Raw genomic sequence first — 23623 nt, 5'->3', positions numbered from 1 at the left:
GTCCAGCATTACCGGTGGTGGTCAATTCGGCCTCTTCGTCCTTGAAAGCTCAGGGAGCACATCCATCCTGAAGAACGGCACGTTTACCTTTGATGCTGCAGCCGACAGCGTCAATATAGAGGTAAACGATGACGACTCTGCATTCGAAGACCTGGTTTCGGGCGGCGGTAGTCCAATAGACACCGGCGCGCCGCAGATTCTGACTTCGGATATCACGATTGGGTCGACGAGTTATTCGGCTGGCACCGAGACCCACGCCATTGCCCAATCCGATATCGTCAATGAAACAACTGGCGAAACCGGCAACGCCTGGCTGATCCAAATCGGGCCTGTACAGGCAGGCAACACCTATTTCGCCTATGATATCGCAGTCAACGATGGCGATCAGATCACGTGGACCTCTTCAAACGACATTGCCGTACAAGACCCAATTTTTGCAAATACGACAGGTCTCGAATACGCGGATTTGGTACTGGCTGATGCGCCATCCGCAGGGTCCAACGATACGCTTGTCGGCGGTATTGGCGATGACACCCTAATCGGTGGCGGCGGTGATGATAGCCTTATTGCTGGCGATGGCGCAGATTCTGTGTCCGGTGGTGAGGGCGCAGATGTTGTCGACGCGGGCACTGGTAACGACACCGTCGATGCCGGAAGCGGTGACGACACGGTCTATGGGTGGACCGGCGATGACAGCCTGACGGGCGGCGATGGCAACGACTCGATGTTCGGCCAGGACGGCAACGACACCATCGATGGTGGCATCGGCAATGACTGGATTCAAGGCGGCTTCGGTACAGACAGCCTTTCGGGCGGTTTGGGTAACGACACGCTCTATGGTGATGGCGGCGATGACGTGCTTGAGGGCGGTGACGGCGTGGACGTCTTGTCGGGCAGCGATGGCAACGACACTCTGTATGGCGAAGGTGACGGCGATTGGCTGCAGGGCGGGACCGGAATGGACCTCCTGCTGGGCGGTTTGGGTAACGACACGCTCTATGGTGATGGCGACGATGACCGGCTCGAGGGCGGTGACGGCGTGGACGTCTTGTCGGGCGGCGATGGCAACGACACCCTGTATGGCGAAGGTGATGGCGATTTGCTGCAGGGCGGGACCGGAATGGACCTCCTGCTGGGCGGCTTGGGCAACGATACGCTTTATGGTAACGGCGACGATGACCGGCTCGAGGGCGGTGACGGTGTCGATGTTTTGGTGGGCGAAACCGGCAATGACACGCTGATTGGAGGCGCTGGCAATGACCGCCTTTTGGCTGGCGATGGTGCCGATTCGATCGACGGGGGCACAGGTAACGACACCGTCGATGCCGGAAGCGGTGACGACACGGTCTATGGGTGGACTGGCGATGACAACCTGACCGGCGGCGACGGTAATGACTCGATGTTCGGTCAGGATGGTAATGACACGCTCGATGGTGGCATCGGCAACGATTACCTTGACGGTGACGATGGTGTAGCCGGCGCGGATTCGATCTCGGGGGGTGACGGAGCCGATACGCTTGTCGGCGACGGTGGCAATGACACGCTACTTGGCGGGACCGGGAATGACAGCATCTTTGCTGGCGCGGACGACGACTCGGTCGAAGGTGGCGATGGCAATGACCAGATCTTTGGCGAGAGCGGCGCAGACTTAATCGAGGCAGACGCGGGCGACGACACGGTTCTTGGCGGGGACGGCAATGACACGATCTTCGGCTTCGAAGGCAACGACAGCGTTCTGGGCGGTGCTGGAGATGACGTCATCAATACGCGCACTTCACCTGGCACAGGTTTGCCGGATGAAGGGTATGGGGCGATCGGAAACCCGCTATATTACCCCGACGACCCCGACGCGTTCAATGACCGAGACACAGTCGATGGTGGCATAGGCAATGACTCGATCCTGACCGGAGATGATAACGACCTTATCATCGGAGGTGACGGCGCCGATACGGTTGATGCCGGGTTCGACGACGACTCTGTCTCTGGCGGCGATGGCATCGACTCGTTGGAAGGCAACGAGGGCAACGACACGATCTCAGGCGGCGCCGACGGAGATGTGATCTATGGCGACGTGTCGACGACCAACGCAAATTACCCCTTGTACGCGCCTTATGAGTTGCCAAATGATGGCACTGATCTTGCGCCGAACAACAACGCGGACCTTCTGTCTGGAGATGGTGGTAATGACACGATCTACGGTCAGGACGACAACGACACGCTTTATGGCGGCGACGGCAATGACATTCTGGACGGTGGGATCGACAACGACCTGCTAGACGGTGAGGCAGGATCAGACACGCTTTTTGGTGGCTCAGGCGACGACACACTATTTGGCGGCGCTGATACATCGGCGGACAGCCTTGTTGGTGGTGATGGCAACGACTCGCTTAACGGCGGTGGCGGCAATGACCAAGTCGAAGGCGGCACGGGCAATGACTGGCTGAGCGGCAACTCGGGCAACGATACCGTGCGCGGCGGCGACGGCGCGGACAGCGTGTTTGGCGCCGAAGGCGACGACGTCATGACTGGCGACGCCGGCAATGACAGCATGGAAGGCTGGACCGGCAACGACAGCATGTATGGCGGCACTGGCGATGACTATATCGACGGGGCCAGCGGTGCCGACCTGCTTGAAGGCGGTGACGGAAACGACACGCTCTTGGGTGGCAGTGATATCGGAAATGATACCCTGCGTGGTGGCGTCGGAGATGACAGCCTAAGTGCAGGCGGCGGTGATGACCTTCTGGAAGGCGGCGAAGGCGCCGACGTTCTCTTCGCAGCAGACGGTAACGACCAGCTTGACGGTGGCGATGGCAACGACACGCTCGACGGGTGGACGGGTAACGATACGATCAATGCTGGTGGCGGCAATGACTCGATCATCGGCGGCGATGGCGATGATACCTTCGTCTATGTGGCTGGGGACGGCGTTGATACGATCAACGACTTCAACTTTGGCAATTCCGGTACTCTGATCGATGGTGACATCACCAACAACGACCGGATCGATCTGTCGTCTTTCTATGATAACATCTGGGAACTGACCGCCGACCAAGCAGATGACGGCATTCTCAACCAGTCCAACGACGGCGTTGACGGGGTTGATTATTCCAATAACACGAGTTTTGCGGGCGGTGGTCTTGTTTTCACTGGGGCCGTTGCCGATACTAGCTACTTCAACGTTGAGAACACCGGTGTTGTGTGTTTCGCATCCGGCACGCGCATTCTAACGGAACACGGCGAACGTCCTGTCGAAAGCCTTTGTGCAGGTGATCGAATTGTGACCCGTGACAATGGCATTCAGACGTTGCGTTGGGTGGGGCATCGCACCCTTGGGGCGCAAGAGTTGTTCACATCGCCCAAACTGCGGCCTGTACTTTTGAAGCCCGAACTTACCGGCGGCGATGCGCCGTTGATCGTGTCACCGCAGCATGGCGTATTGCTCAATCTGGAAGGCGAGGAAACGCTGGTGCGGGCCACACACCTCGCGCAGATGCAAGGCGGTGCTGCGCGTGTGATGAATGGCTGCAAACACGTCACCTATTTCCATATCATGTTCGATGACCACCAAATCGTGTTTGCCAATGGCGCGCCGTCTGAAAGCTTTTTTCCGGGGCAGTTCGCTTTGGGTGCGATGCATGCAGAGGCCCGTCGCGAGGTATTCGATCTTTTTCCGGACCTTCAGTATTGCAATGCCGAAACCGCCTATGGGTCCAAGGCCCGTGTCTTTGCCCGGTCCAAGCATTTGCCAAACCATTTACGCGTGCTGAAGCCGCGCCCACATCATAGGTCGGTGGCAAGTTTATCGCTTCCAAAACATCCGGGTGGCGTCAAGCCTGGCGGGCAAAGATTTGCATCGTGACGCTCGGATCGTTTGCGATGTCCCGAAAGTAATTGGCAAAGCGGGTTGTTGCGTCGAACCGCCCTGCCCCGCCGCAGTCTCGCAATAGCGACGCGGGTGTTGAGGTGGCGCGGGCGACCGCGTTATCTAGGCCGCCACCAACCTTGTTGGCTATATTCGCAATCGCCTGTGGAAGGCTCAGATGCGCACCTGCCAATGTGCCATCCGCCAACGTCAGGCGATTGTCTTGGCGCAACACATCGCGACCGTTCAATTGAAACCTATCAAGGGTCGATCCGGCCGTGGCCATCGCATCAGTGACTAGAAAAATCCGGTCTGAATTGGGTTTGGCCGCAAGGGCGACCCGGATGGTTGCAGGGTTCACATGGATTCCGTCGGCGATTAGCCCCGCGTGAATATCGCCCCGTTCAAGAGTTGCGCCGACCAGTCCGGGTTCGCGGCTGCCCAACTGGCTCATAGCGTTGAACAAATGGGTGACGCATCGTGCGCCGGCATCAAAGGCGGCATGGCACGTAGCGTGATCCGCATCCGTGTGGCCCAGCGACACCAGAATACCTGCATCCGCCATCTTGCGTATTTGCTCCAACGTCGTGTTCTCTGGAGCGATGGTCACAAGCACATTTGGCAAATGCTCGGCAGCTTTTACCAGACGCGCAAGATCAGTGTCGTCCATCGGGCGGATCAGCGTCGGGTCATGCGCTCCTTTACGGGCAATCGACAGGTGTGGACCTTCGAGATGGATACCGACAATGCCGGGCAAACCATCCGCAATCGCAGCCTTAACCGCATCTATCGCAGCTTGGGATTTGTCGGGCGTGTCGGTGATCAACGTCGGCAGAAATGCAGCGGTGCCTAGTTGCGTGTGTGCGTCGGCCATCACGCGCAAAGCCTCGACCGAGGGGGCATCGTTGAACATCACACCGCCACCGCCATTGACCTGAAGATCGACGAACCCCGGTGTGATCAGACCGCCATTCAGATACTCGGCTTGGATATCCGTGGGCAATTCAGCAACGGGCTTCACCCGAAAGCCGTCGCTGGCGGAAACGACCAGCGCGTGATCCTCAAGGAATTGCAGCCCATCGTGGATCCGCGCGCCGATATAAGCAGTCACCCGACCCGTCATCTCGTTTCTGTTACTTTCTTGAGATGGCGCGGGGCGTCGGGGTTTATCCCGCGTGATCCCGCAACCTGTTCGACCATCGCGTAAAAGCTTGTGACCAGGGCAATCGGATCGGTCAATGCATGGCCTGTGCGCGCGAATGGCAAGGCGATGGCACGCTCCACCTGGTCGGTTGTCGCGAAAACCGTCGCTCCCTTAATCGAGATCTCGTCTGCAACCGTCCCTAAAGCGACTTCGGCTTCGTCTGCACTGGCAAAAGCAATCACCGGAAACCCGTAATCTACGATGGAAACCGGACCGTGCAATACTTCGGCTGAGGAATAGGATTCCGCGTGAATTTGGCAGGTTTCCTTGAATTTGAGCGCAGCTTCGTTCGAGATGGCATAGGCGGGCCCACGTCCAAGACAAAAAACCGAATTGCGGTCTCCCAAAGCCTCGCGCGCTGCAGACCAATCGACGTGAACAGCCTCTTCAAGCGCATCTGGCAAAGACCGGATCGCAGCGCAAAGCGCCGCATCCTCAGCCCATTCCGCGAACAACCACACGCCGGCAACTGCTGAATTCACAAAGGTTTTGGTCGCTGCCACGCTTAGCTCAGGGCCGGCATGGAGGTTCAATGTATGGTCCGCAACATGTGCCAGAGGGCTACCGGGGTCGTTGGTCAGTGCGACGGTCACAGCGCCCCCCTCGCGCGACATGCGGGCCATGTCGACGATGTCAGGGCTTTTTCCGGACTGCGACACAGACAGGCACACACTGTTGTTCAGTCGCATTTGCCGTCGGTAGATCGACGCAATAGACGGCCCGACTGACGCGATTGGTGTGCCGGTCAAAAGCTCGGACACATACTTCAAATATGTTGCAACATGATCCGACGATCCGCGGGCGACACTGATCATGAAATCTGGATCGCGGGCGCGGATCGCGTCTGCCGCCTGCCTTATGTCATCGCGGCCGTTCTGCAACAGCCGCGCAACCGCTGCTGGGATTTCCAGCACCTCGCGTCGCATTTGTGTTTCTACCGGTGACATATCAAGCGCCTTTTCATTCGCCGGGGCTGTGACGAAAGATCAATTTAGAAAACAGCCGCCTTGGGCTCAGTTAGGCAGTACCGTGCCATGATCTGCAACCCGGAGTTTCCCACTTTGTTCTGACAAATCGCAATACACAGTCAGGACTTGATCGCATCCTTGTCGATCTTGAGCGTCTTGATCCGCGAATACAGCGTGGTCGGCTGAATATCCAAAAGCGCGGCAGCCCCGGATGCGCCGGACACCCGCCCGCCAGTTTCATGCAAGGCGGCAATAATGTTGCGGCGCATAGCTTCTTGCATTTCTGCTTCGGTTTTGACCGACGCATTGGCCGGTGAGGCAACCCGCCCTCCTCCGCCCAGTTCCAGAACCAGCTTACGATCACGCGACACGATGGCAGCGCGTTCGATGACGTTGTGCAATTCGCGCACGTTGCCGGGCCAGTGATACGCTTGCATCTGCTGAACCACACGTTCGGTCAGAACCGGAACCGGGCGGCTATGGCGGCGACAGGCCAGTTTTAGCAAATGCGCGGCGAGCAGTGGAATGTCTTCAAGCCGGTCCCTCAGCGGCAGACAAGTGATCGGGAACACGTTGAGAAACAAATCCAGGTCTTCGCGGATCCGATTTCCCGAGCGGCTGTCGGTCGGCGCTTGTGTCGTTGCGGCGATCACACGAATGTCCAACGGCTTTTCGCGCGTGTCCCCAACCCGGGTGACCGCGCTTTTTTGCAAGGCGTGCAACAATTTGCCCTGAATTTCAAAGGGCAGCTCTTCGACATCATCCAGAAACAGCGATCCGCCATGTGCCAGTTCAAGCTTGCCCGGCTTGTCACGTGTTGCATTTGGCCCGGCGCCACGGACATGCCCAAACAACTCTGCCTCTACGTCTTCTGGGGCAACGGACCCGCATTTGAAGTGGATCAACGGACGCCGTGACCTTGGGCTGGCCTTGTGGATCTCGGTCGCGACAAGCGCCTTACCTGTACCTGCTTCTCCCGTGATCAGCACAGTTGCATCTGTGCTTGCCACCAGGTCGATGCGGGTCACGATCTGGCGCACAGCGGGGGAGCTCCCGATGATATCGTGATGCGCCCGCTCTGAACTGATCGCCTCTTGCAGGTACTCGTTTTCCTCCTCCAGCCGGTCTCGTAATGCCGCGACCTCATCCAGCGCCTCGCGAAGCTTGCGTTCGCTTTCCTTTCGTTCGGTGATGTCGCGGAAGATCACAACAGCCCCCGCGAGCACCTTTTGATCATAGATCGGTGTGGACACGTATTCGACGCGAATGGGCTTGCCATCTTTGCGCCAGAACACCTCGTCCTCAATGCGGTGAACCTGTTCAAATCGAAACGACCGATAGATCGGGCATTCCTGTGATGGGTAAACGTCACCGTTCAGGTGATGATGATGGATCATGGAATGAATGTCTTTGCCCAGCAAATCCTGTGTGGTCCATCCCAGCATTTCCTGTGCAGCGCGGTTCACAAAGGTGGTCTTGCCATCTGCGTTGACGCCATAGATGCCTTCGCCCGCTGCGTTCAGGATTAGCTGGTTCTGCCGTTCCAGTTCGGCAAAAAAGGTCTCTGCGCGTTTCCATTCCAACAAGCCGGCGCGATGCAATTCGGCAGTTTCCGCTATCTGCGTGCGTTTGTCGAAAGCATCCAAATCCGTAAAGGTGAGCAAGAGGCACCCAGGTTGGTCCGGTACACCACGTGCACGAATTTCACACCGCAATGGGTCACCACCTGCGGTGATCAATGGCACCTCGCGCGTCCAGCATTCACCACGGTGATCAACCTCGCCCACAAACACAACGAACTTTGCCAGTGCCGCGCCAAGGAAAGTCGAGAACCGCAAAATCGTGTCGTCCGAGGGGGCAAGCTCGAACAAATCAGCCGCCGGAGCATTTAGCGCAAGGATCCGGTCTTGGGTCGTGTCCAAGAGCAAGGCCGCATCGGGAAAGGCCGCAAGAAGGGAATCAGATTTGGGTCGATCAATGAGCATGGCCCCATGCTGCTGCTGCATCGCAGAATAGTCTAACGAAATTTCGTAAATTATGAAATTTCGTAAATACCACTACTCATGCGACGCCCACACCTCACTGAAAACAATGTATTTTTTCAATTCGACCAAATGTTAGGCGGTCACTTCTTTAGGCCCATACCTGCTGCCAAACTGAGCGCAACTACCAAAAACAATCCACCACACAGGGGAATGCAGATGACAATCAAAAGCCTTGGAAACCCGTTTTCCGGAGATACAGACCTGCGTCACGGTGCCGATTGCGGCTGCGACAGCTGTGCCTCCGGCCACGCTCATACACACAGCGCCAAAGAGGTCGATCCGACCCAAATGTCCTCAGAACAGATGATGGAACGCGCGGTCGAAAGCGCAATTGTCCGGTCGGTCTTTGGCCAAAGCGATATTGGCCGTCGGTCATTTATGGGCATGCTCGGCGGAAGCACCGTTGCGGCCGCGCTGGCGTCGGTCTTTCCGATCAACGAAGCCAAAGCCGCGATCCTCGACAATCTCGGACCACCCGAAAAAACAGACCTTAACATCGGGTTCGTTCCGATCACGTGTGCGACGCCTATCATCATGGCGCAGCCGCTGGGCTTTTACGAACGGTACGGTCTGAATGCGCAGGTCATCAAAACAGCTGGCTGGGCCGTGGCGCGCGACAAGTCACTGTCGGGTGAATACGACGCATCGCACATGCTGACACCAATGCCGTTGGCAATGACCCTGGGCGCTGGTTCTGTGGCCGAGCCGTACATCATGCCAGCCGTCGAAAACATTAATGGTCAGGCAATCGTGCTATCGAACGAACACCTCGACAAGCGCGATCCGAAGCAGTGGAAAGGCTTCACCTTTGGTGTGCCGTTTGAATATTCGATGCACAACTTCCTGCTGCGCTATTACGTGGCTGAGTTCGGTCTGGACCCGGATGTGGACATCCAGATCCGTGTGGTTCCGCCGCCTGAGATGGTCGCGAACCTGCGCGCGGGTAACCTTGACGGCTATCTGAGCCCCGACCCGTTCAACCAGCGTGCGGTTTGGGAAGGCATCGGCTTTATCCACATGTTGACTAAGGACATCTGGGAAGGTCACCCGTGCTGTGCCTTTGCCGCACCGCTCTCCTTTGCAACAGAGCTGCCAAACACTTACGGCGCTTTGCTCAAGTCGATCATCGACGCGACGCAATATGCGTCAAACCCGGACAACCGCAAAGAAATTTCCGCTGCGATTGCGCCGACCAATTACCTGAACCAGCCAGTGCCAGTGATCGAGCAGGTTCTGACTGGAACCTTTGCCGACGGTTTGGGTGAGGTGCAGCAAGTGCCCGACAGGATCGATTTTGACCCGTTCCCATGGCACTCGATGGGGGTCTGGATCCTGACCCAGATGAAGCGTTGGGGCTATATCGAAGGTGATGTCGATTACCGTGGCGTGGCCGAGCAGGTCTATTTGGCCGCAGATGCCAAGAAGGTGATGAACGATCTGGGCTACGATGCGCCAGATATCACTTACAAATCCCATACGATCATGGGCAAGACATTCGATCCGGCAGAGCCCGAAGCGTATGTCTCAAGCTTCCCGATCGGAAAGGGTTGATCCATGTTGGACAACCTTTCGGTCAACAAGCGCGCCGCGATCTTGTCGATTGTAATGCTGGTGGTCGGCCTCCTGATTTGGGAGGCCGCCATTCCGGCGCAAAAAGCAGTTGGCGAGCTGACAGAGTATGAACGCCTCACTGGTGGTGGCGCACAAAAAGCAGGTGTACCGCCGCCCAGCCAGGTTATCGCCAAAGCGTGGGAGGAATTGTCGAACCCGTTCTATGATGCAGGTCCGAATGACAAGGGCATCGGCATACAGATCGGTTATTCGATCTATCGCGTTCTCGCCGGTTATTTTCTGGCAGCACTGGTCGCCATTCCACTTGGGTTCCTGATCGGAATGAGCCAGATCTCCTACAAAGCGTTCAACCCTTTCATTCAGGTGCTGCGCCCTATCTCGCCACTGGCATGGATGCCGCTTGCGCTGTTCATCATTCAAGATTCTGAGGCTTCGGCGATTTTCGTGATCTTCGTCTGTTCGATCTGGCCCATGCTGCTGAACACGGCATTTGGCGTGGCTGGCGTGCGCGAAGATTGGGTCAACGTTGCCCGCACGCATGAACTGGGGCCGCTCAAAACCGCCTTTACGGTGATCCTTCCCGCCGCTGCACCCACCATTGTGACCGGCATGCGGATTTCGATCGGCATCGCTTGGCTCGTCATCGTTGCGGCAGAGATGCTCGTTGGGGGTACCGGGATCGGCTATTACGTCTGGAACGAGTGGAACAACCTCGACCTGACTTCGGTCATCTTTTCAATCCTCATGATCGGCGTTGTTGGCATGTTGCTGGATTCCGCCTTTGGCGTCCTGCAGCGCGCAGTCGCCTACGCAGAATAAGGAGGCTTTCATGTCCAAACCATTTCTCAGCATCGAGCGCCTGACGCAGCAATACCCGGATGGTCAGGGAGGCACCCTGACCGTCTTTGAAAACGCCAGTTTCGGCATCGAAAAGGGAGAGTTTGTTTGTATTCTTGGCCATTCCGGCTGTGGCAAATCCACGATCATGAACATCCTTGCCGGTCTCTCCGATCCGAGATCGGGTGTGGTCAAGATGGACGGGTTCGAGGTGTCAGGCCCGTCGCTGGATCGCGGTGTCGTGTTCCAGAACTATTCCCTGCTGCCGTGGCTGTCGGCGCTCAAGAACGTCACGTTTGGCGTCAAGGCGCGGTATCCCGACTGGTCCGCCGACAAAGTCGAGGCGCATGCCCGCGATTTTCTTGCCAAGGTTGGCCTTGAAGGCGATGTGGTGCATCGCAAGCCCAGCCAGTTGTCCGGCGGGATGCGGCAGCGTGTGTCGATTGCGCGCGCCTTTGCGAACCAGCCCAAGCTGTTGTTACTTGATGAACCCTTTGGCGCTCTGGATGCGCTAACGCGCGGTACAATCCAAGAAGAGCTCCTCAAAGTCTGGAGTGGCACTGAACAAACCGTATTCATGATCACCCACGACATTGACGAAGCGATCCTACTTGCCGACCGCATTTTGCTGATGACCAACGGTCCTTATGCGCGGGTAGCCGAGTCGGTCGAAATCACCATTCCCCGTCCGCGCAGCCGGACCGAGATTGTCGAGCATCCGAACTACTACGCAATCCGCAACCATCTGGTGCACTTTCTTGGACAGCGGTCGAAAGAACTGGCTGGTCAACAGGGCGGCGGTGCAGACCAATCGCCCGAGACTGTGCGGATCGACCTGACACCTCAAGACGCCGCCGAAGAAGACAGCGCCCCTCCGCCCTTGCGGGCGGTAAATGACTGATCGGGATTGGCATGACCCTGCAAACTGCTCCACGTGCGCCCCTGCCCCCGTTTTCGTTCGAAGACGCGGTGCAAAAGGTGCGGATGGCCGAAGATGCCTGGAACAGCCGTGATCCGGCCAAGGTGGCTATGGCTTATACTCCGGATACACGTTGGCGAAACCGCGACACGTTCTTGAATGGCCGCACCGAGGTGCAGGCGTTCCTGACCGACAAATGGGCCAAGGAAAACGGCTATCGCCTGATCAAGGAAATCTGGGCACATGCGGGCAACCGGATCGCTGTGCGTTTTTGTTACGAGTGGCACGACGAAGACGGCCAGTGGTTCCGCGCCCATGGCAACGAAAACTGGGCGTTTGATGCAAACGGCTACATGGCCGTGCGTCATGCTTCAATCAATGACGTGCCGATTGCCGACGCCGAACGCCTGTTTCACTGGCCGCAGGGCCGACGCCCCGATGACCACCCCGGCCTGACCAAGCTTCGGCTTTGACACGCAATTTTCACTATTCGACCCAGGAGGAAACCCAATGAAAGACAATTACGAGGTGCCAGTCATGATGACCAAAGAAGACGTGACGATGATGATCCTGTCCGCCAAAAAGCAGGCAGGCATGACATGGGAGGGCATCGCCGAGAAGATCGACATGTCTCCGGTCTGGACGCATTCCGCCTGCATGGGCATGAACGCCTTCCCAAAGGAAAAAGCTGAAGCGCTGGTGTCGGTTATGGGCTTGCCGCAAGAAGCCGCTGGTGTGTTGGAAGAACCGCCCACCAAGGTCTGGGAGCAGTCGGTTCCGACCGATCCCTGCATCTATCGTTTATATGAAATCGTCGGTGTCTATGGCCCAACCATAAAGGCGCTGATCGAAGAAAAATTTGGCACTGGTATCATGTCGGCCATCGACTTTGACATGCAAGTCATCCGCGTCCCGCACGAAAAAGGTGACCGGGTTAAGCTTGAGATGTCCGGTAAATACCTGGCTTATAATTCCTGGTAAGTCAGGTTGCGCTGCCCGACTGGTTGCGGTCGGGCGGCACCTTATCAGATTATGCGACCGCTTTGCCTTCGGCGGCCCAGATCGCACCACGCCGGATCATTTCGGTGACTTGCGGCACTTTCAGATCGTCCAGTTCATGGCCGATTGAACAATAGAACACCCGCCCTTTATCCCAGCGCCTTGTCCAAGTGACCGGAATCACCGTGCCTTCGATCCACCAAAGATGATCGCCCGAGAATGTCGTTGTCGCCAGTACGTTGTTAGACGGGTCGGTTAGCATGTAATACTGCTCTGACGTGATCCGGAAACTGCGGATGCCTTTGACCAAGGGGTGATCCGGCTGGCAGATAGTCACATCGTAATCAATGTAATCTTCTTTGGGTTGAAGGTTGTCGGGCCAGCCGGGTGGATGCGCCACGAACTGCCCCCCAATCAAAAAGTGATAGGTTGGCCGGTCGCGGAACGCGTCGCCCATATGCCCGTGCCACCCTGCCAGACCGCAGCCATTTCCGATCAGCGTTAGCAGGCCGTCTTCCTGCGACTTAGTCATGTTGCCGAACTCTACTTGGTGGCCTGACCGAGCCGACGACCAGATCGGCGTGATCAGGTCGAGATCAGACAAATCGTCGGGGCGTTCCAGAGGTTCAAGTGTGTCGTAAACATCGACCTCGAACCCGCTGCTTTGCAACAGGTCTTTGTACCAATCGGCAAAATGCGTAGGTGTGTGGCCTTCCCAACCACCAACAAATAATGCCGCTTTCATTCGTTTTCCTTTCGCATGAAATTCACCATCGCCGCCATGTCGCGCGCGCCGAAACCGGCATCTTCTGCGCGAAGGAGAGTGTCGAGCGTGACCGCCCCTTGCGGCATCGCGGTGCCAAGCGCATCGGCCAGTGCCGACGTGACCTCCATGTCCTTGCGAGCCAATGCGACCGTGAAAGTCACGTCATGGCCGGCTTCGTTCAGATAAAGCGGCTTGCGGTACGACAGCATCGGCGCTGCGGCGGCACTGTTTTCAATCACCTCGAATGCCGCCTCGGGAGCGATGCCCGCCGCCTCTGATAGGGTCAGAGCCTCGGCAAGCGTTTGGTTCAGCCCGTGGATCAGGGAATTGACCGCCAGCTTCATCACCGCCCCCGCGCCTGTTTGACCAAGGCAGATCGTCTTTCGGCCCAATGCCTCAAAGACGGGCTTTAGCCAAGCAGCGGTACCTTGAGAGCACCCTGCCATGATCAGCAGTTGCGCATCGGCCGCTGCTTGGGTTGCGCCGGAAACCGGCGCATCGATTACGGTGCAGCCCTTTGGGCAAGCCTTGGCCAGAGCATGGATATGGTCGGGCGACATCGTGCCCATTTCCACAAAGACATGCGCGCCCTGTCCGGCGAATAACCCGTCAGCACCCAGATGAACCGTCTCTGACGACCGGTCATCAGCCAGCATGGTCAAAACAATTTCGGACACATTGGCCAGCTCGGCCGGGGTCTGCGCGATTGCGCACCCTTTTCGATCGGCCAAGGCCTGCGCTTTTCCCAAGGTGCGGTTCCAGACAGTGACCTCGTGACCCGCAGCCACAAGGTTTGCTGCCATATGCGTGCCCATACGTCCAAGCCCGGCAAATCCGACGCGCATATCAGGCGACTTTGTCGCTGGTGATCCCCGAAATGGCTTGGATCAGGCTGTCTTCGGTCACTTCTTCCGATGTGAATTCGCGCATCACCTTGCCGGAATACATCGCCACGATCCTGTCAGAGACATGCAGCACTTCGGGCATTTCCGAACTGATGACGATCACCGCAAAGCCCTGCGCAGCCAAATCACGGATCAAGTTGTGGATCTCGGATTTCGATCCAACGTCGATGCCGCGCGTGGGTTCATCCACGATCAACACCTCGGGACGCATCGATAGCCATTTGCCGATAACGATCTTCTGTTGGTTTCCGCCCGACAGGTTGCCAACCGTCTGACGCCAACCCGGCGTGCGAATGTCAAGCTTGTCTCGGTATTGGTCGAAGATGGCAATTTCTGCGCCATCGCTGACAAACGGCCCGGCAGTGAGATCATCGACCTGCGGCAAGGTCATGTTGTCCCGGCAGTTCATGCCCAAAACAAGCCCCTGGCCTTTGCGGTCTTCGGGGACCAGAGAAATACCTTTGGCGATGGCATCAATCGGCGATTTGATATGCACCTCATCCCCGTTGAGCAGAATTTGGCCGGACGACGGGTCGCGCAAACCAAAGATGGTCTCGGCAATCTCTGTCCGACCTGCGCCGACCAATCCATAAAAGCCCAGGACTTCGCCCTTGCGGACCGAGAAACTGACGTCCTGATAGAGCTTGCCGCAGCTCAGCCCACGCACCTCAAGCGCGACATCGCCCATGTCGTGGTGCGATGCATTGCGCGACAGATCAAGGCTGCGCCCGATCATCAGTTGGGTGACCTCGTCTTCGTTGGTTTCGCGGGTGTTTAAGGTTCCGCGATACTGACCATCCCGCAAAACGCTGATCCGATCGGTGATCTTGAAGATCTCTTCCATGCGGTGCGAAATATAGATGATCCCGACGCCCTTGGCCTGCAGGTCCGAGATTACGTCAAAGAGCACCACTTTTTCCGCATCCGTAAGAGACGCTGTCGGCTCGTCAAAGATCACCGCCTTGGGATCAACCGTCAACGCGCGGGCAATCTCGACCATTTGCTGGTTGGCAATAGAAAGATCGCCGACCCGGGTTTTCGCGTCGAACCCGACATTCAGCTGCTTCAGGATCTCATTCGTGTCGTCGTAAAGCTTGGACCAATTGACCCGACCAAACGATTTGAGAGGAAGTTCCCCAAGCCAGATGTTTTCCGCGACAGTCAATTCATCGGCAAGGCTAAGTTCTTGGTGGATGAACACCACTCCCTTGGCCTTGGCCTGAACCGGCGTGGTCATCACCGTGGGTTCTTCTTCGATAAAGATGCGGCCTTCGTTCGGCTGCAGGATGCCACCCAGAACTTTCATCAGGGTCGATTTGCCTGCGCCGTTTTCGCCCATCAGCGCATGCACCTCACCGGGCAGGACGCTGAAGGACACACCATCCAAAGCCCGGACTCCGGGAAAAGTCTTGACGATATCTTCAAGCCGCAGAACCGGGGTTTGATCGGTCATGTCTTCAACTCCTCTTTGCCCTTGCGGTTCAGCTGGCGGTCCAGAAACAGAACGGCGATCAGAATGAGACCGATGACAAGGTTCACGGTTTCCGTGTCGGCCCCGATATGGCCTAGCCCTTTGCGCAAAAGCTGGATCGCGATGACGCCGCCGAGGGTGGAAATGATCGAGCCGTAGCCGCCGGTGAGCTTGGTTCCACCCAGCACAACCGCCGTGATCGCCCAGAGTTCATAGAGCATACCGTCATTCGGGTTCACCGAGCCGGATTCCGAGTAGAACACCACCGCAGACAAGGACGCGAGAAAGCCGATCAGCATGAAATTCCACAGGAAATGCGGGCCGACGCGGATACCAGCGTTCACGGCTGCTTCGCGGTTGTTACCAATGGCATAAGCGTTACGGCCGTGTACTGTCTTGGTCATCACAAGCCACAGGATCAGCGCTGCCCCCAGCAGGAACCACGTCGCAGTGTGCAGACCAAGAAACTGCGCTTCGGCGAAATCTACTAGAGTCCAGTTCAAGTGACTGGTGGGTTGCTCACCGTTATACATAAACACCAGACCGCGATAGCCGAGCATTGATCCCAGCGTGACGATGAAAGCGTCGACACCGGTTTTCCAGACAATTAGGCCGTTGATCGCCCCCAAAATCGTGCCCGTGAGCAATGCAAAGACCCATGCCAAAGGAATGGCCCAATCGCCTAGCCCCTGCATGAATGGCCATGTCATGCTATCGAGCAGGATAATTGCCGAGAGCGCATAGGTCGCCCCGACGGACAGGTCGATATTGCCGTTGATCATGATGATCGTCATTCCAAGCGCGATGATCCCGATCGGTGCTGATTGTTTTAGCAAAAGCAACATATTGTCAAAATCCATGAACGCGCTGTCAGAGACCGAAAGGTACGATCCGGCAACCGAAAAGAAGATCAATTCGACCACGATAAAGGCCCAGATTGCGCCTTGCTTGAGAAGGGTTTCCTTGTTCATCACTTTTCTCCTCAAGCGACCTGAGACCAGAGCCGGCCTCGTTTGGCCGCGATATCCAGCCAGACGGCCAGAATGATGATCACCCACGTGACGACATACTGAACGTAGAATTCCAAGCCGACCAAAAGCAGTCCATTTTGGATAAAGCCAAGGATCAATACGCCAATCACTGTTTTAAAGATCGTGCCAGAGCCACCGAGAAGGGATGCACCACCAAGAATGACCGCGGCCAAGACCTCAAGCTCTAGCCCTTGGCCGACCGTATTCTGGCTGCCCAAGCTGCGGCTGGCCTGCAAAAGACCAGCACATGCAACACAGAATGCCGAAATCAGGTAGGTCAAAAAAACGATCCTCGCGCGCGGGATACCTGAAAATGTCGCCGCTTTACCGTTGCCGCCGACCGCATACACCTTTCGACCGAATGGCGTTTTCGCTAATATGAGACTGAGAACGATGGCCAAAGCCGCAAAGATCAGGATCGGCACAGGCACACCAGCGACACTGCCTTGACCGAAGACGGCAAACCAAGTGCCTTCTTTGTCGGCGATATCCATGTTCTTACCGCCCGACCATGTGAGGGTCAGACCATGTATCGCAGACAACATACCCAGCGTGACGATCAATGAATTCAGTTTGAGATACCCCACCAAAAAGCCAATGAACGCTCCAAGCGCGAGGGTCAGGCCGAACATCGCTGGAATGGCAAGGGCCGGACCGATTTTGTCATGAAGGTCGAGCACCACAATTGTTGAGAATGACATCATCGACCCGACCGACAGATCAAGATTGCCACCAATCACAACGAAGGTAACACCAAGGGCCATCACGCCCAGAATGGCAGATGACCGAATGACACCAGAGATGTTATCAAGTGCGATAAAGCGCTGATTTGCCAGCGCAAAACCGATCATAAACACTGCAAACGCAATCAGGATGCCTTGTTTGGCAAGGAATCTCCCGATGCCCTGTTTCGTCAGTTCTGCCATGTTTTCCTCCCAAAGGTGCTGGCTTTCGCTGCCGTCACACCAAAGTCATTCCCCCGTCGATCATCACAATCTGCCCGGTCATGTAATCACTGGCCTTTGAGGCCAGAAACGTCGTGGTTCCGGTGATGTCTTCGGGGCGGGCAACACGCCCTTTCAGTATTTCTGACGAGAACTCTTCCATGGCCTGCCCCGGACGCTCTGCAGCACCAATAGCCATAAGGTCTTGATCGACCTGTTCCCACATTTCCGTCGCCACCACACCGGGTGCGAACCCCGTGACGGTAATATTATGCTTCGCTAAGTCACGCGCACCTGACTGCGTTAGCGATACGACAGCCCATTTGCTCGCACAATACGGTGCTACATTATCAAAGCCCTGACGGCTGGCGATACTGGCGGTGTTGATGATCTTGCCGCCACCACCTTGTGCGATCATTTGATGGGCGGCCTCTTGCATACCGATCATGCAGCCAAGACCGTTGATACCCATGATGAAATTCCAGTTATCCTCGGTCACGTCGAGGAAGTTCATCGGCTTGTTGACGCCCGCATTGTTGAATTTGACGTCTAACCGACCAAAGGCTTCCACGGCACGGGCAATCATTGCTTTGACCTGTTCGCGGTCCGTTACATCGACCGCTGCGTGAGAGACTTTACATCCGACATTAGCTGCCCGGCTTGCGTTTGCGTCTGCAACTTCTGCGACTTTGTCAGCATTTATGTCGGCAAAACAAACGTTTGCGCCGTCAGCCAGAAGCGCCTCACCGATTGCACGGCCTATCCCCTGCGCAGCGCCAGTCACAATACATGACCGCCCCGAGACTCCTGTCATCCCGTCCATCCGTTTCTTATTGTTGGTGAAATTCCAAACACGCGAGGCGGGCGTGCCGCCCCGCGCATTCAGGGAGGAGATCAGAAGACGGGTTTTGTATAATCGCCCATGTTGTCTTGTGTGATCTTCGGCGTGTCGAAGTAGTTAAGGAACGGGACTTCTTCGCCATTAAGAACGTCAATCGCAGTCTTCAAAGCCGCTTCGGCGTCATCGACTGGGGACTGATAGATCGAGCCCCAGTATTCGCCAGCCGCCATCGCTTCGTAGCCAACAGCAAAGTTAGTCGCACCAACAAAGATGATGCCTTCGCGGCCAGCAGCCTTGGCCGCGTTCAGTGCGCCAACGCCCATGTTGTCGTCGCCGGAATAAACGCCGTCGATGTCGTCATACTTGACAAGGAACGCCTCCATGACCTGCTGCGACTTTTCACGGTTCCAATCACCGGGCTGCGTTTCGACCAGTGTCACGTTCGGGCATACTTCGGGCAGACGATCGTCAAAACCCTTCTGACGCTCAATCGCGGTGGTGTAGCCTGGCTGACCCGAGATTTGCACGACGCGCGCTTCGTCTTCGATGCCCATGTCCTTGAACTTGTCACACATGATCTCGGCAGAGCGCGAACCTTGAGTGATGTTGTCCGGGCCCGAGAAGCTGGCGACGAAGTCAAAGCCTTGCTCGGCGATGTTGGAGTTTGTCACGATGACAGGGATGCCTGCGCTGTGCGCCTTGCGCACTGCTGGGATCACCGCTTCGCCGTTTGTCGGCCAGATGATGATCGCGTCAACCTCTTGCTGAATCAAGTCCTCGACCTGCGCAATCTGGCGCGCCACATCACCGCCCGCATCGAGTACAACCGCTTCGACCATATCGTTGGCGTCAGTCGCTTCGATGAACGCCTTTTCGTATGTTGTCTGGTAGCTATCGACGCCGACGTTGTTCTGCGTGATGCCAATAGTCATCTTGCCGCCATGCGATTCAGCCAAGGCCGCGCCCGTTATTGCGGTGGAAGCAACCAATGCTGCCGTAAGTGTCTTTTTCATTTTACGTCCTCCCTAAGGGTGTTGTTCTCACGATTGCAGCTGTCCTCCCAGCCCGGCATCGTCCCGGTGCAATCTGTTCTTATCCAGCGATATTTCCCTGCGCGACAAACGCACTGTTTTGTTCAATTTGGATATTTTTTTATCCATTATGGATTTTTATCAGATATCCGAAACTCGTCAGTTTGAACATTTTCAGGGGGTGACGTCATGAACGACTCGCGCAACCGCTCCACAGCTTCACCTAACAAAGAGACAATGAACGAAACCCTTTCCAATAACATCCAATTTGGACAAGTGCCGTTAACGCGGCCAGCCATGTCGTCCGCTCCGGTGACTGGTCCAGAATTGGAACGGGTGGTCACGTTTCTGAAATCACTTTGCGTTGAGCTGGACACGTCGATTGAGCCCAATACACCCAATCCACATCTGAACATGATCTTGCATGTGCTCCAAAGCCATTCTGAAGGGCGGCTTGTTTCACCGTCGTCCATCGTGGCGGCAGCCGGAGTGCCCTATGCGACAGCCACACGCAAGCTGACCGAACTAAAAGACACCGGACTTCTTGAACAACGGCCTCGCACAAAAAGTGGCAAAAGCTTTTCGCTGCATCCAAGCGCGGCATTGCTCGATCAGTTCAGCCAATTGGCAGACCGTATCGACCGTCTGGCCCGGACGTCTTTTGGCGGCCAACCCGACAAGGACGAAGACGAGAATTACTATTACGGTGGATCGTATCAATCGACCCGCGCGACCATTGTACCACCCAGCGCCCTTCCCCAGCCGCTCAAACTGTCGGGTGGTCTACGTATTCTGGTGCACGGCGACCCAACATTCATGGTGATGGACAACCTCAAGCGGCAGTTCGAACAGCTTGTCGGCACAAACATCCATCAACGCGCCTTTTCGATTGATCGTTTGCGCGAAGAAGCATTGCGCAACAGCGAGCGCAGCAAAAGTCGGTATGACCTGATCGCGGTTGATCTGCCATGGCTGGGAGAGTTCGTTGAAAAAGGTGTGATCCGGCCTTTGTCGGATGTTATGGATATCTCGCGGCTTGATCCCGCAGACTTCCACACAGCAGGCTGGCGTGCAGCACATTGGGACGAACGCCCCTATGGCGTTCCCAGCCAGACCACCCCAGAGCTGATGTTCTACCGCAAGGACTGGTTCGCTGCCGAAGGCCTTGAGCCACCGATCACCACCGACGCGGTTATCGAAGCCGCCAGACATTTCCATGATCCGCGACGTGGACGCTATGGCGTTGCGTGGAATGCGGCGCGCGGTACGGCTCTTGGCCATACCTTCATGATGACTTGTGCCGCGTTTGGGCAACCCATCGTCGATCTGCCGAAAATGGCCGGGGGCTACGATGCCGACCACTTGGGGCACCGCGCCTTCCATCCCACGATCAACACGGATCGGGCACTGGACGCTGCGGACTACCTGATGCAGTTGTTGGAGTTCTCGCCGCCCGACATTCTATCGATGTCTTGGTACGAACGCGTCCGTCCCTATGCATCGGGCAAAGTGGCAATGGCTTATGGCTATACCCTTTTAGCCCCGTATTTCGAACTCGACGACAGTTGCTCAGCCCATGGAAACACGGGCTACTTGCCCCATCCGCACGGCCCCGAAGGTGCTCCGATCGCGCCCGTCGGCGGCTATGTGTTTTGCATTCCGTCGAACCTTGCCGAAGATCGCCTGAGCGACACAATCGAAGCGCTGGTCGCCTTCACATCCCCCGGCGCACAGAAGCTGTATGCCCAGAGCGGCAGTCGCACCGCCCCCCGATATTCAGTCGGCGCGGACCCAGAGGTGCGCCGCCTATCTCCGATTTTCGAACTCGTCGACCAGATGTCTTGGCGCGACGAGTTGCAGTTTTGGCCAAGGCCGCCAGTTCCGCAGATCTCGGACATCATCCGCATCTGCGGTCACGAGCTTCACGATATGCTGCGCGGGATCGTCTCCCCGCGCGCGGCGCTCGACCGGGCTCAGGCGCGCGCCGAAGACATAATGAAACAACAGGTCACTTAGGGAGGAAACCATGGACCCCAATCGCCTCAAAGGTAAGAATATCCTAATCACCGGTGCCGCACGCGGTATGGGTCAAGCCAATGCTGAGAGCTTTGCTGCCCAAGGCGCAAATGTGTGCCTTGGCGATCTTGACGTCGCCGAAGCGCAGAAGGTCGCCGATGCAATCAATGCTGCTGGCAACGGCGAGGCAATTGCGGTCAAGATGGACGTGACCAAGCGCGAAGACAACGCCGCTGCCGTAGCTGCAACCGTTGAAGCGTTCGGGTCGATCAACGTTGGTCTTTTCAACGCAGGTCTGAACAAGCCCCGGTTCTTCATGGATATCGATGAAGACAACTGGGACATGATCATGAACGTCAACACCAAGGCGATGTGGTTGGGCATGCAGGAAACCGCCCGCCAGATGATTGCCCAGGGTCCGATGGAGGATCATCCCTACAAGCTGATCAACGTGGGCTCTATCGCGTCGCGCAAACCGCTGGTGGATGTGACCGTCTATTGTACATCGAAATACGGATGTCTTGCCCTGACCGAGTGTGGCGCGCTTGGCTTGGCCGAGCACAACATCACCGTCAACGGATACGCACCGGGCGTCGTCGTGACACCGCTTTGGGAACAATTGGACAAAGACCTTGTCGAAATCGGGTTCAAGGAACGCGAAGGTCAGGCCTATGACGACATCGTCGCCAACAATCTTGTCATCAAGCGGGTTTCCTACCCGGATGATATCACCGGCACTGCCTCGTTCCTCGCGTCTAACGACAGCGACTACATGACCGGCCAGATGATCTCCATCGATGGCGGTTGGGTCACGAAGTAACCGGTAAACCCTCTGATTTTTGAACAAACCGGGTGCGCTTTGCTGCACCCGAAAGGAGCTTTTCATGTCTCGCGCACTCATGCCCAACCTGCTGACGCCGCAGGATCTTGAACCCAACTGGGAATGGCGGGAACGCCTGCCTGCATGGGGTCACACCTCTGTCGATTTCGAACGCCGCGTCGATCACGACCGCTTGCGCCGCTACCGCCTATCGCGCACGCGACAATCCTTGCAGAACTCCCAAGCAGGATCGCTGTTGTTGTTCGACGTGAACAACATCCGCTATGTTACAGCCACCAAGATCGGCGAATGGGAACGGGACAAGATGTGCCGCTTCTGCCTGCTGACCGGCGACGACAGCCCTTATGTCTGGGATTTCGGGTCGGCTGCGGTACACCACAAGCGGCACTCGGACTGGCTGGAGCCGGATCACTGCCTTGCCGGCGTTGTCGGCATGCGCGGTACGATTCCGCCTGAATTCGGCCTGATGCAGAAATATGCCAAGATGATCGCCCAGCTGATCAAAGACGCCGGCATGGCCGATATGCCAGTGGGTGTGGACTACGCGGAAACCGCCATGTTCCACGCGCTGAAGGCTGAAGGCATCAATGTCGTCGACGGTCAGCAGATCATGCTGGCGGCGCGCGAGATCAAGAACTGGGACGAAATCCAGTTGCTCACCCAGGCTGCCGCGATGGTCGATGGCGTCTACCACATGATCTATGAAGAGCTGAAACCCGGCGTGCGCGAGAACGATATCGTCGCCATGTCGAACAAGCTGCTTTACGAAATGGGTTCGGACGATGTCGAGGCGATCAACGCGATTTCCGGCGAACGCTGTAACCCGCACCCGCACAACTTTACCGACCGACTGATCCGTCCGGGTGATCAGGCGTTCTTTGACATCCTGCAAAGCTACCAGGGCTACCGAACCTGCTATTACCGCACGTTCAACGTGGGCCGTGCAACGCCGTCGCAGAATGATGCGTACAAGAAAGCCCGCGAATGGATCGACGCGTCGATTGCGATGATCAAGCCTGGTGTAAGCACCGACAAGGTGGCCGAGGTCTGGCCGACCGCGCAATCGCTTGGGTTCGACAACGAAGATCAGGCCTTCGGTCTGCAATTCGGCCACGGCTTGGGCCTTGCCCTGCACGAACGTCCGATCATCAGCCGCGCGGTCAGCCTCGATCACCCGATGGAGATCCAGACCGGCATGGTGTTCGCGCTCGAAACCTATTGCCCGGCCACAGATGGCTATTCTGCGGCGCGGATCGAAGAAGAGGTCGTGGTGACGGAAACCGGATGCGAGGTGATCAGTCTCTTCCCCGCAGAAGAGCTACCCATCGCCAACCGGTATTGAACAGCCCCGCCGGGGGACGCCTCCGG

19 protein-coding genes are annotated in these 23623 nt (G+C 56.9%); 9 read left to right on the top strand and 10 right to left on the bottom strand.

Going from position 1 to position 23623, the window contains the following annotated elements; translation table 11 throughout:
* The coding region (locus tag ACTG4M_RS06370; protein WP_439122808.1) for a Hint domain-containing protein at positions 1-3862 on the top strand (3862 nt) is incomplete at its 5' end.
* Here ACTG4M_RS06370 and nagA read toward each other — a convergent pair.
* The 3 genes from nagA to ACTG4M_RS06355 form a co-directional block, all read right to left on the bottom strand.
* Positions 3831-4976, bottom strand: a complete 1146-nt coding sequence (nagA, locus tag ACTG4M_RS06365; RefSeq protein ID WP_439122807.1) for an N-acetylglucosamine-6-phosphate deacetylase — start codon at positions 4974-4976, stop codon at positions 3831-3833. The two genes, ACTG4M_RS06370 and nagA, sit on opposite strands and share 32 nt — an antisense overlap.
* A gap of 8 nt (positions 4977-4984) precedes the next feature.
* Positions 4985-6016 (bottom strand): SIS domain-containing protein, encoded by a 1032-nt coding sequence (locus ACTG4M_RS06360; protein ID WP_439122806.1) that lies wholly within the window; start codon positions 6014-6016, stop codon positions 4985-4987.
* Positions 6017-6156: 140 nt separating this feature from the next.
* Entirely contained in the window at positions 6157-8022 is a 1866-nt protein-coding gene (locus tag ACTG4M_RS06355) for a sigma 54-interacting transcriptional regulator (protein ID WP_439122805.1), read from the bottom strand.
* Between the two features lie 216 nt (positions 8023-8238).
* Between ACTG4M_RS06355 and ACTG4M_RS06350 the strand changes: the two genes are divergently transcribed.
* From ACTG4M_RS06350 to cynS, 5 genes are read left to right on the top strand one after another with little or no spacing between them, the layout of a single operon-like run.
* Positions 8239-9633 carry a CmpA/NrtA family ABC transporter substrate-binding protein gene (locus tag ACTG4M_RS06350; protein ID WP_439122804.1) on the top strand — a complete coding sequence of 465 codons (1395 nt, stop codon included), beginning with the start codon at positions 8239-8241 and terminating at the stop codon, positions 9631-9633.
* Between the two features lie 3 nt (positions 9634-9636).
* A complete protein-coding gene (gene ntrB, locus ACTG4M_RS06345; protein WP_439122803.1) occupies positions 9637-10473 on the top strand; it encodes a nitrate ABC transporter permease in 837 nt (278 codons plus the stop codon).
* A gap of 10 nt (positions 10474-10483) precedes the next feature.
* Positions 10484-11392, top strand: coding sequence for an ABC transporter ATP-binding protein (locus ACTG4M_RS06340; RefSeq protein ID WP_439122802.1), 909 nt, complete (start codon positions 10484-10486; stop codon positions 11390-11392).
* 11 nt (positions 11393-11403) lie between these two features.
* Positions 11404-11883 (top strand): DUF1348 family protein, encoded by a 480-nt coding sequence (locus ACTG4M_RS06335; protein WP_439122801.1) that lies wholly within the window; start codon positions 11404-11406, stop codon positions 11881-11883.
* A gap of 37 nt (positions 11884-11920) precedes the next feature.
* Positions 11921-12391, top strand: coding sequence for a cyanase (cynS, locus tag ACTG4M_RS06330; protein WP_439122800.1), 471 nt, complete (start codon positions 11921-11923; stop codon positions 12389-12391).
* A 49-nt stretch (positions 12392-12440) separates the two neighbouring features.
* Here the strand turns inward: cynS and ACTG4M_RS06325 are convergent, their stop codons facing one another.
* The 7 genes from ACTG4M_RS06325 to ACTG4M_RS06295 all read right to left on the bottom strand — a co-directional run bounded on the left by ACTG4M_RS06325 (position 12441) and on the right by ACTG4M_RS06295 (position 19380).
* Positions 12441-13154, bottom strand: coding sequence for a ThuA domain-containing protein (locus ACTG4M_RS06325; RefSeq protein ID WP_439122799.1), 714 nt, complete (start codon positions 13152-13154; stop codon positions 12441-12443).
* Positions 13151-14020 carry an NAD(P)-dependent oxidoreductase gene (locus tag ACTG4M_RS06320; protein WP_439122798.1) on the bottom strand — a complete coding sequence of 290 codons (870 nt, stop codon included), beginning with the start codon at positions 14018-14020 and terminating at the stop codon, positions 13151-13153. Before ACTG4M_RS06320 ends, ACTG4M_RS06325 begins: the two co-directional genes overlap by 4 nt.
* 1 nt (position 14021) lies before the next feature.
* Complete coding sequence (locus tag ACTG4M_RS06315; protein ID WP_439122797.1) at positions 14022-15533, bottom strand: sugar ABC transporter ATP-binding protein; 1512 nt, start codon at positions 15531-15533, stop codon at positions 14022-14024.
* Entirely contained in the window at positions 15530-16522 is a 993-nt protein-coding gene (locus ACTG4M_RS06310) for an ABC transporter permease (protein ID WP_439122796.1), read from the bottom strand. The genes ACTG4M_RS06315 and ACTG4M_RS06310 overlap by 4 nt, the downstream gene beginning before the upstream one ends.
* An 11-nt stretch (positions 16523-16533) precedes the next feature.
* Positions 16534-17508, bottom strand: coding sequence for an ABC transporter permease (locus ACTG4M_RS06305; protein ID WP_439122795.1), 975 nt, complete (start codon positions 17506-17508; stop codon positions 16534-16536).
* Between the two features lie 34 nt (positions 17509-17542).
* Entirely contained in the window at positions 17543-18340 is a 798-nt protein-coding gene (locus ACTG4M_RS06300) for an SDR family NAD(P)-dependent oxidoreductase (protein WP_439122794.1), read from the bottom strand.
* 80 nt (positions 18341-18420) lie between these two features.
* The gene (locus tag ACTG4M_RS06295; RefSeq protein WP_439122793.1) at positions 18421-19380 is read right to left on the bottom strand and encodes a sugar ABC transporter substrate-binding protein; all 960 of its coding nucleotides are present in this window, start codon (positions 19378-19380) and stop codon (positions 18421-18423) included.
* Between the two features lie 315 nt (positions 19381-19695).
* Between ACTG4M_RS06295 and ACTG4M_RS06290 the strand changes: the two genes are divergently transcribed.
* From ACTG4M_RS06290 to ACTG4M_RS06280, 3 genes are all read left to right on the top strand, one after another.
* Complete coding sequence (locus ACTG4M_RS06290; protein WP_439122792.1) at positions 19696-21414, top strand: extracellular solute-binding protein; 1719 nt, start codon at positions 19696-19698, stop codon at positions 21412-21414.
* 10 nt (positions 21415-21424) lie between these two features.
* Positions 21425-22234 carry an SDR family NAD(P)-dependent oxidoreductase gene (locus ACTG4M_RS06285; protein WP_439122791.1) on the top strand — a complete coding sequence of 270 codons (810 nt, stop codon included), beginning with the start codon at positions 21425-21427 and terminating at the stop codon, positions 22232-22234.
* 64 nt (positions 22235-22298) lie between these two features.
* The gene (locus ACTG4M_RS06280) at positions 22299-23597 is read left to right on the top strand and encodes a M24 family metallopeptidase (RefSeq protein ID WP_439122790.1); all 1299 of its coding nucleotides are present in this window, start codon (positions 22299-22301) and stop codon (positions 23595-23597) included.
* Positions 23598-23623 lie beyond the last annotated feature (26 nt).

It is taken from the genome of Marivita sp. (assembly GCF_965656765.1).
Classification (GTDB): domain Bacteria; phylum Pseudomonadota; class Alphaproteobacteria; order Rhodobacterales; family Rhodobacteraceae; genus Marivita.
The sequence above is the reverse complement of the archived record's forward strand: the minus strand, read 5'-3'. Positions and strand labels throughout refer to the sequence as shown.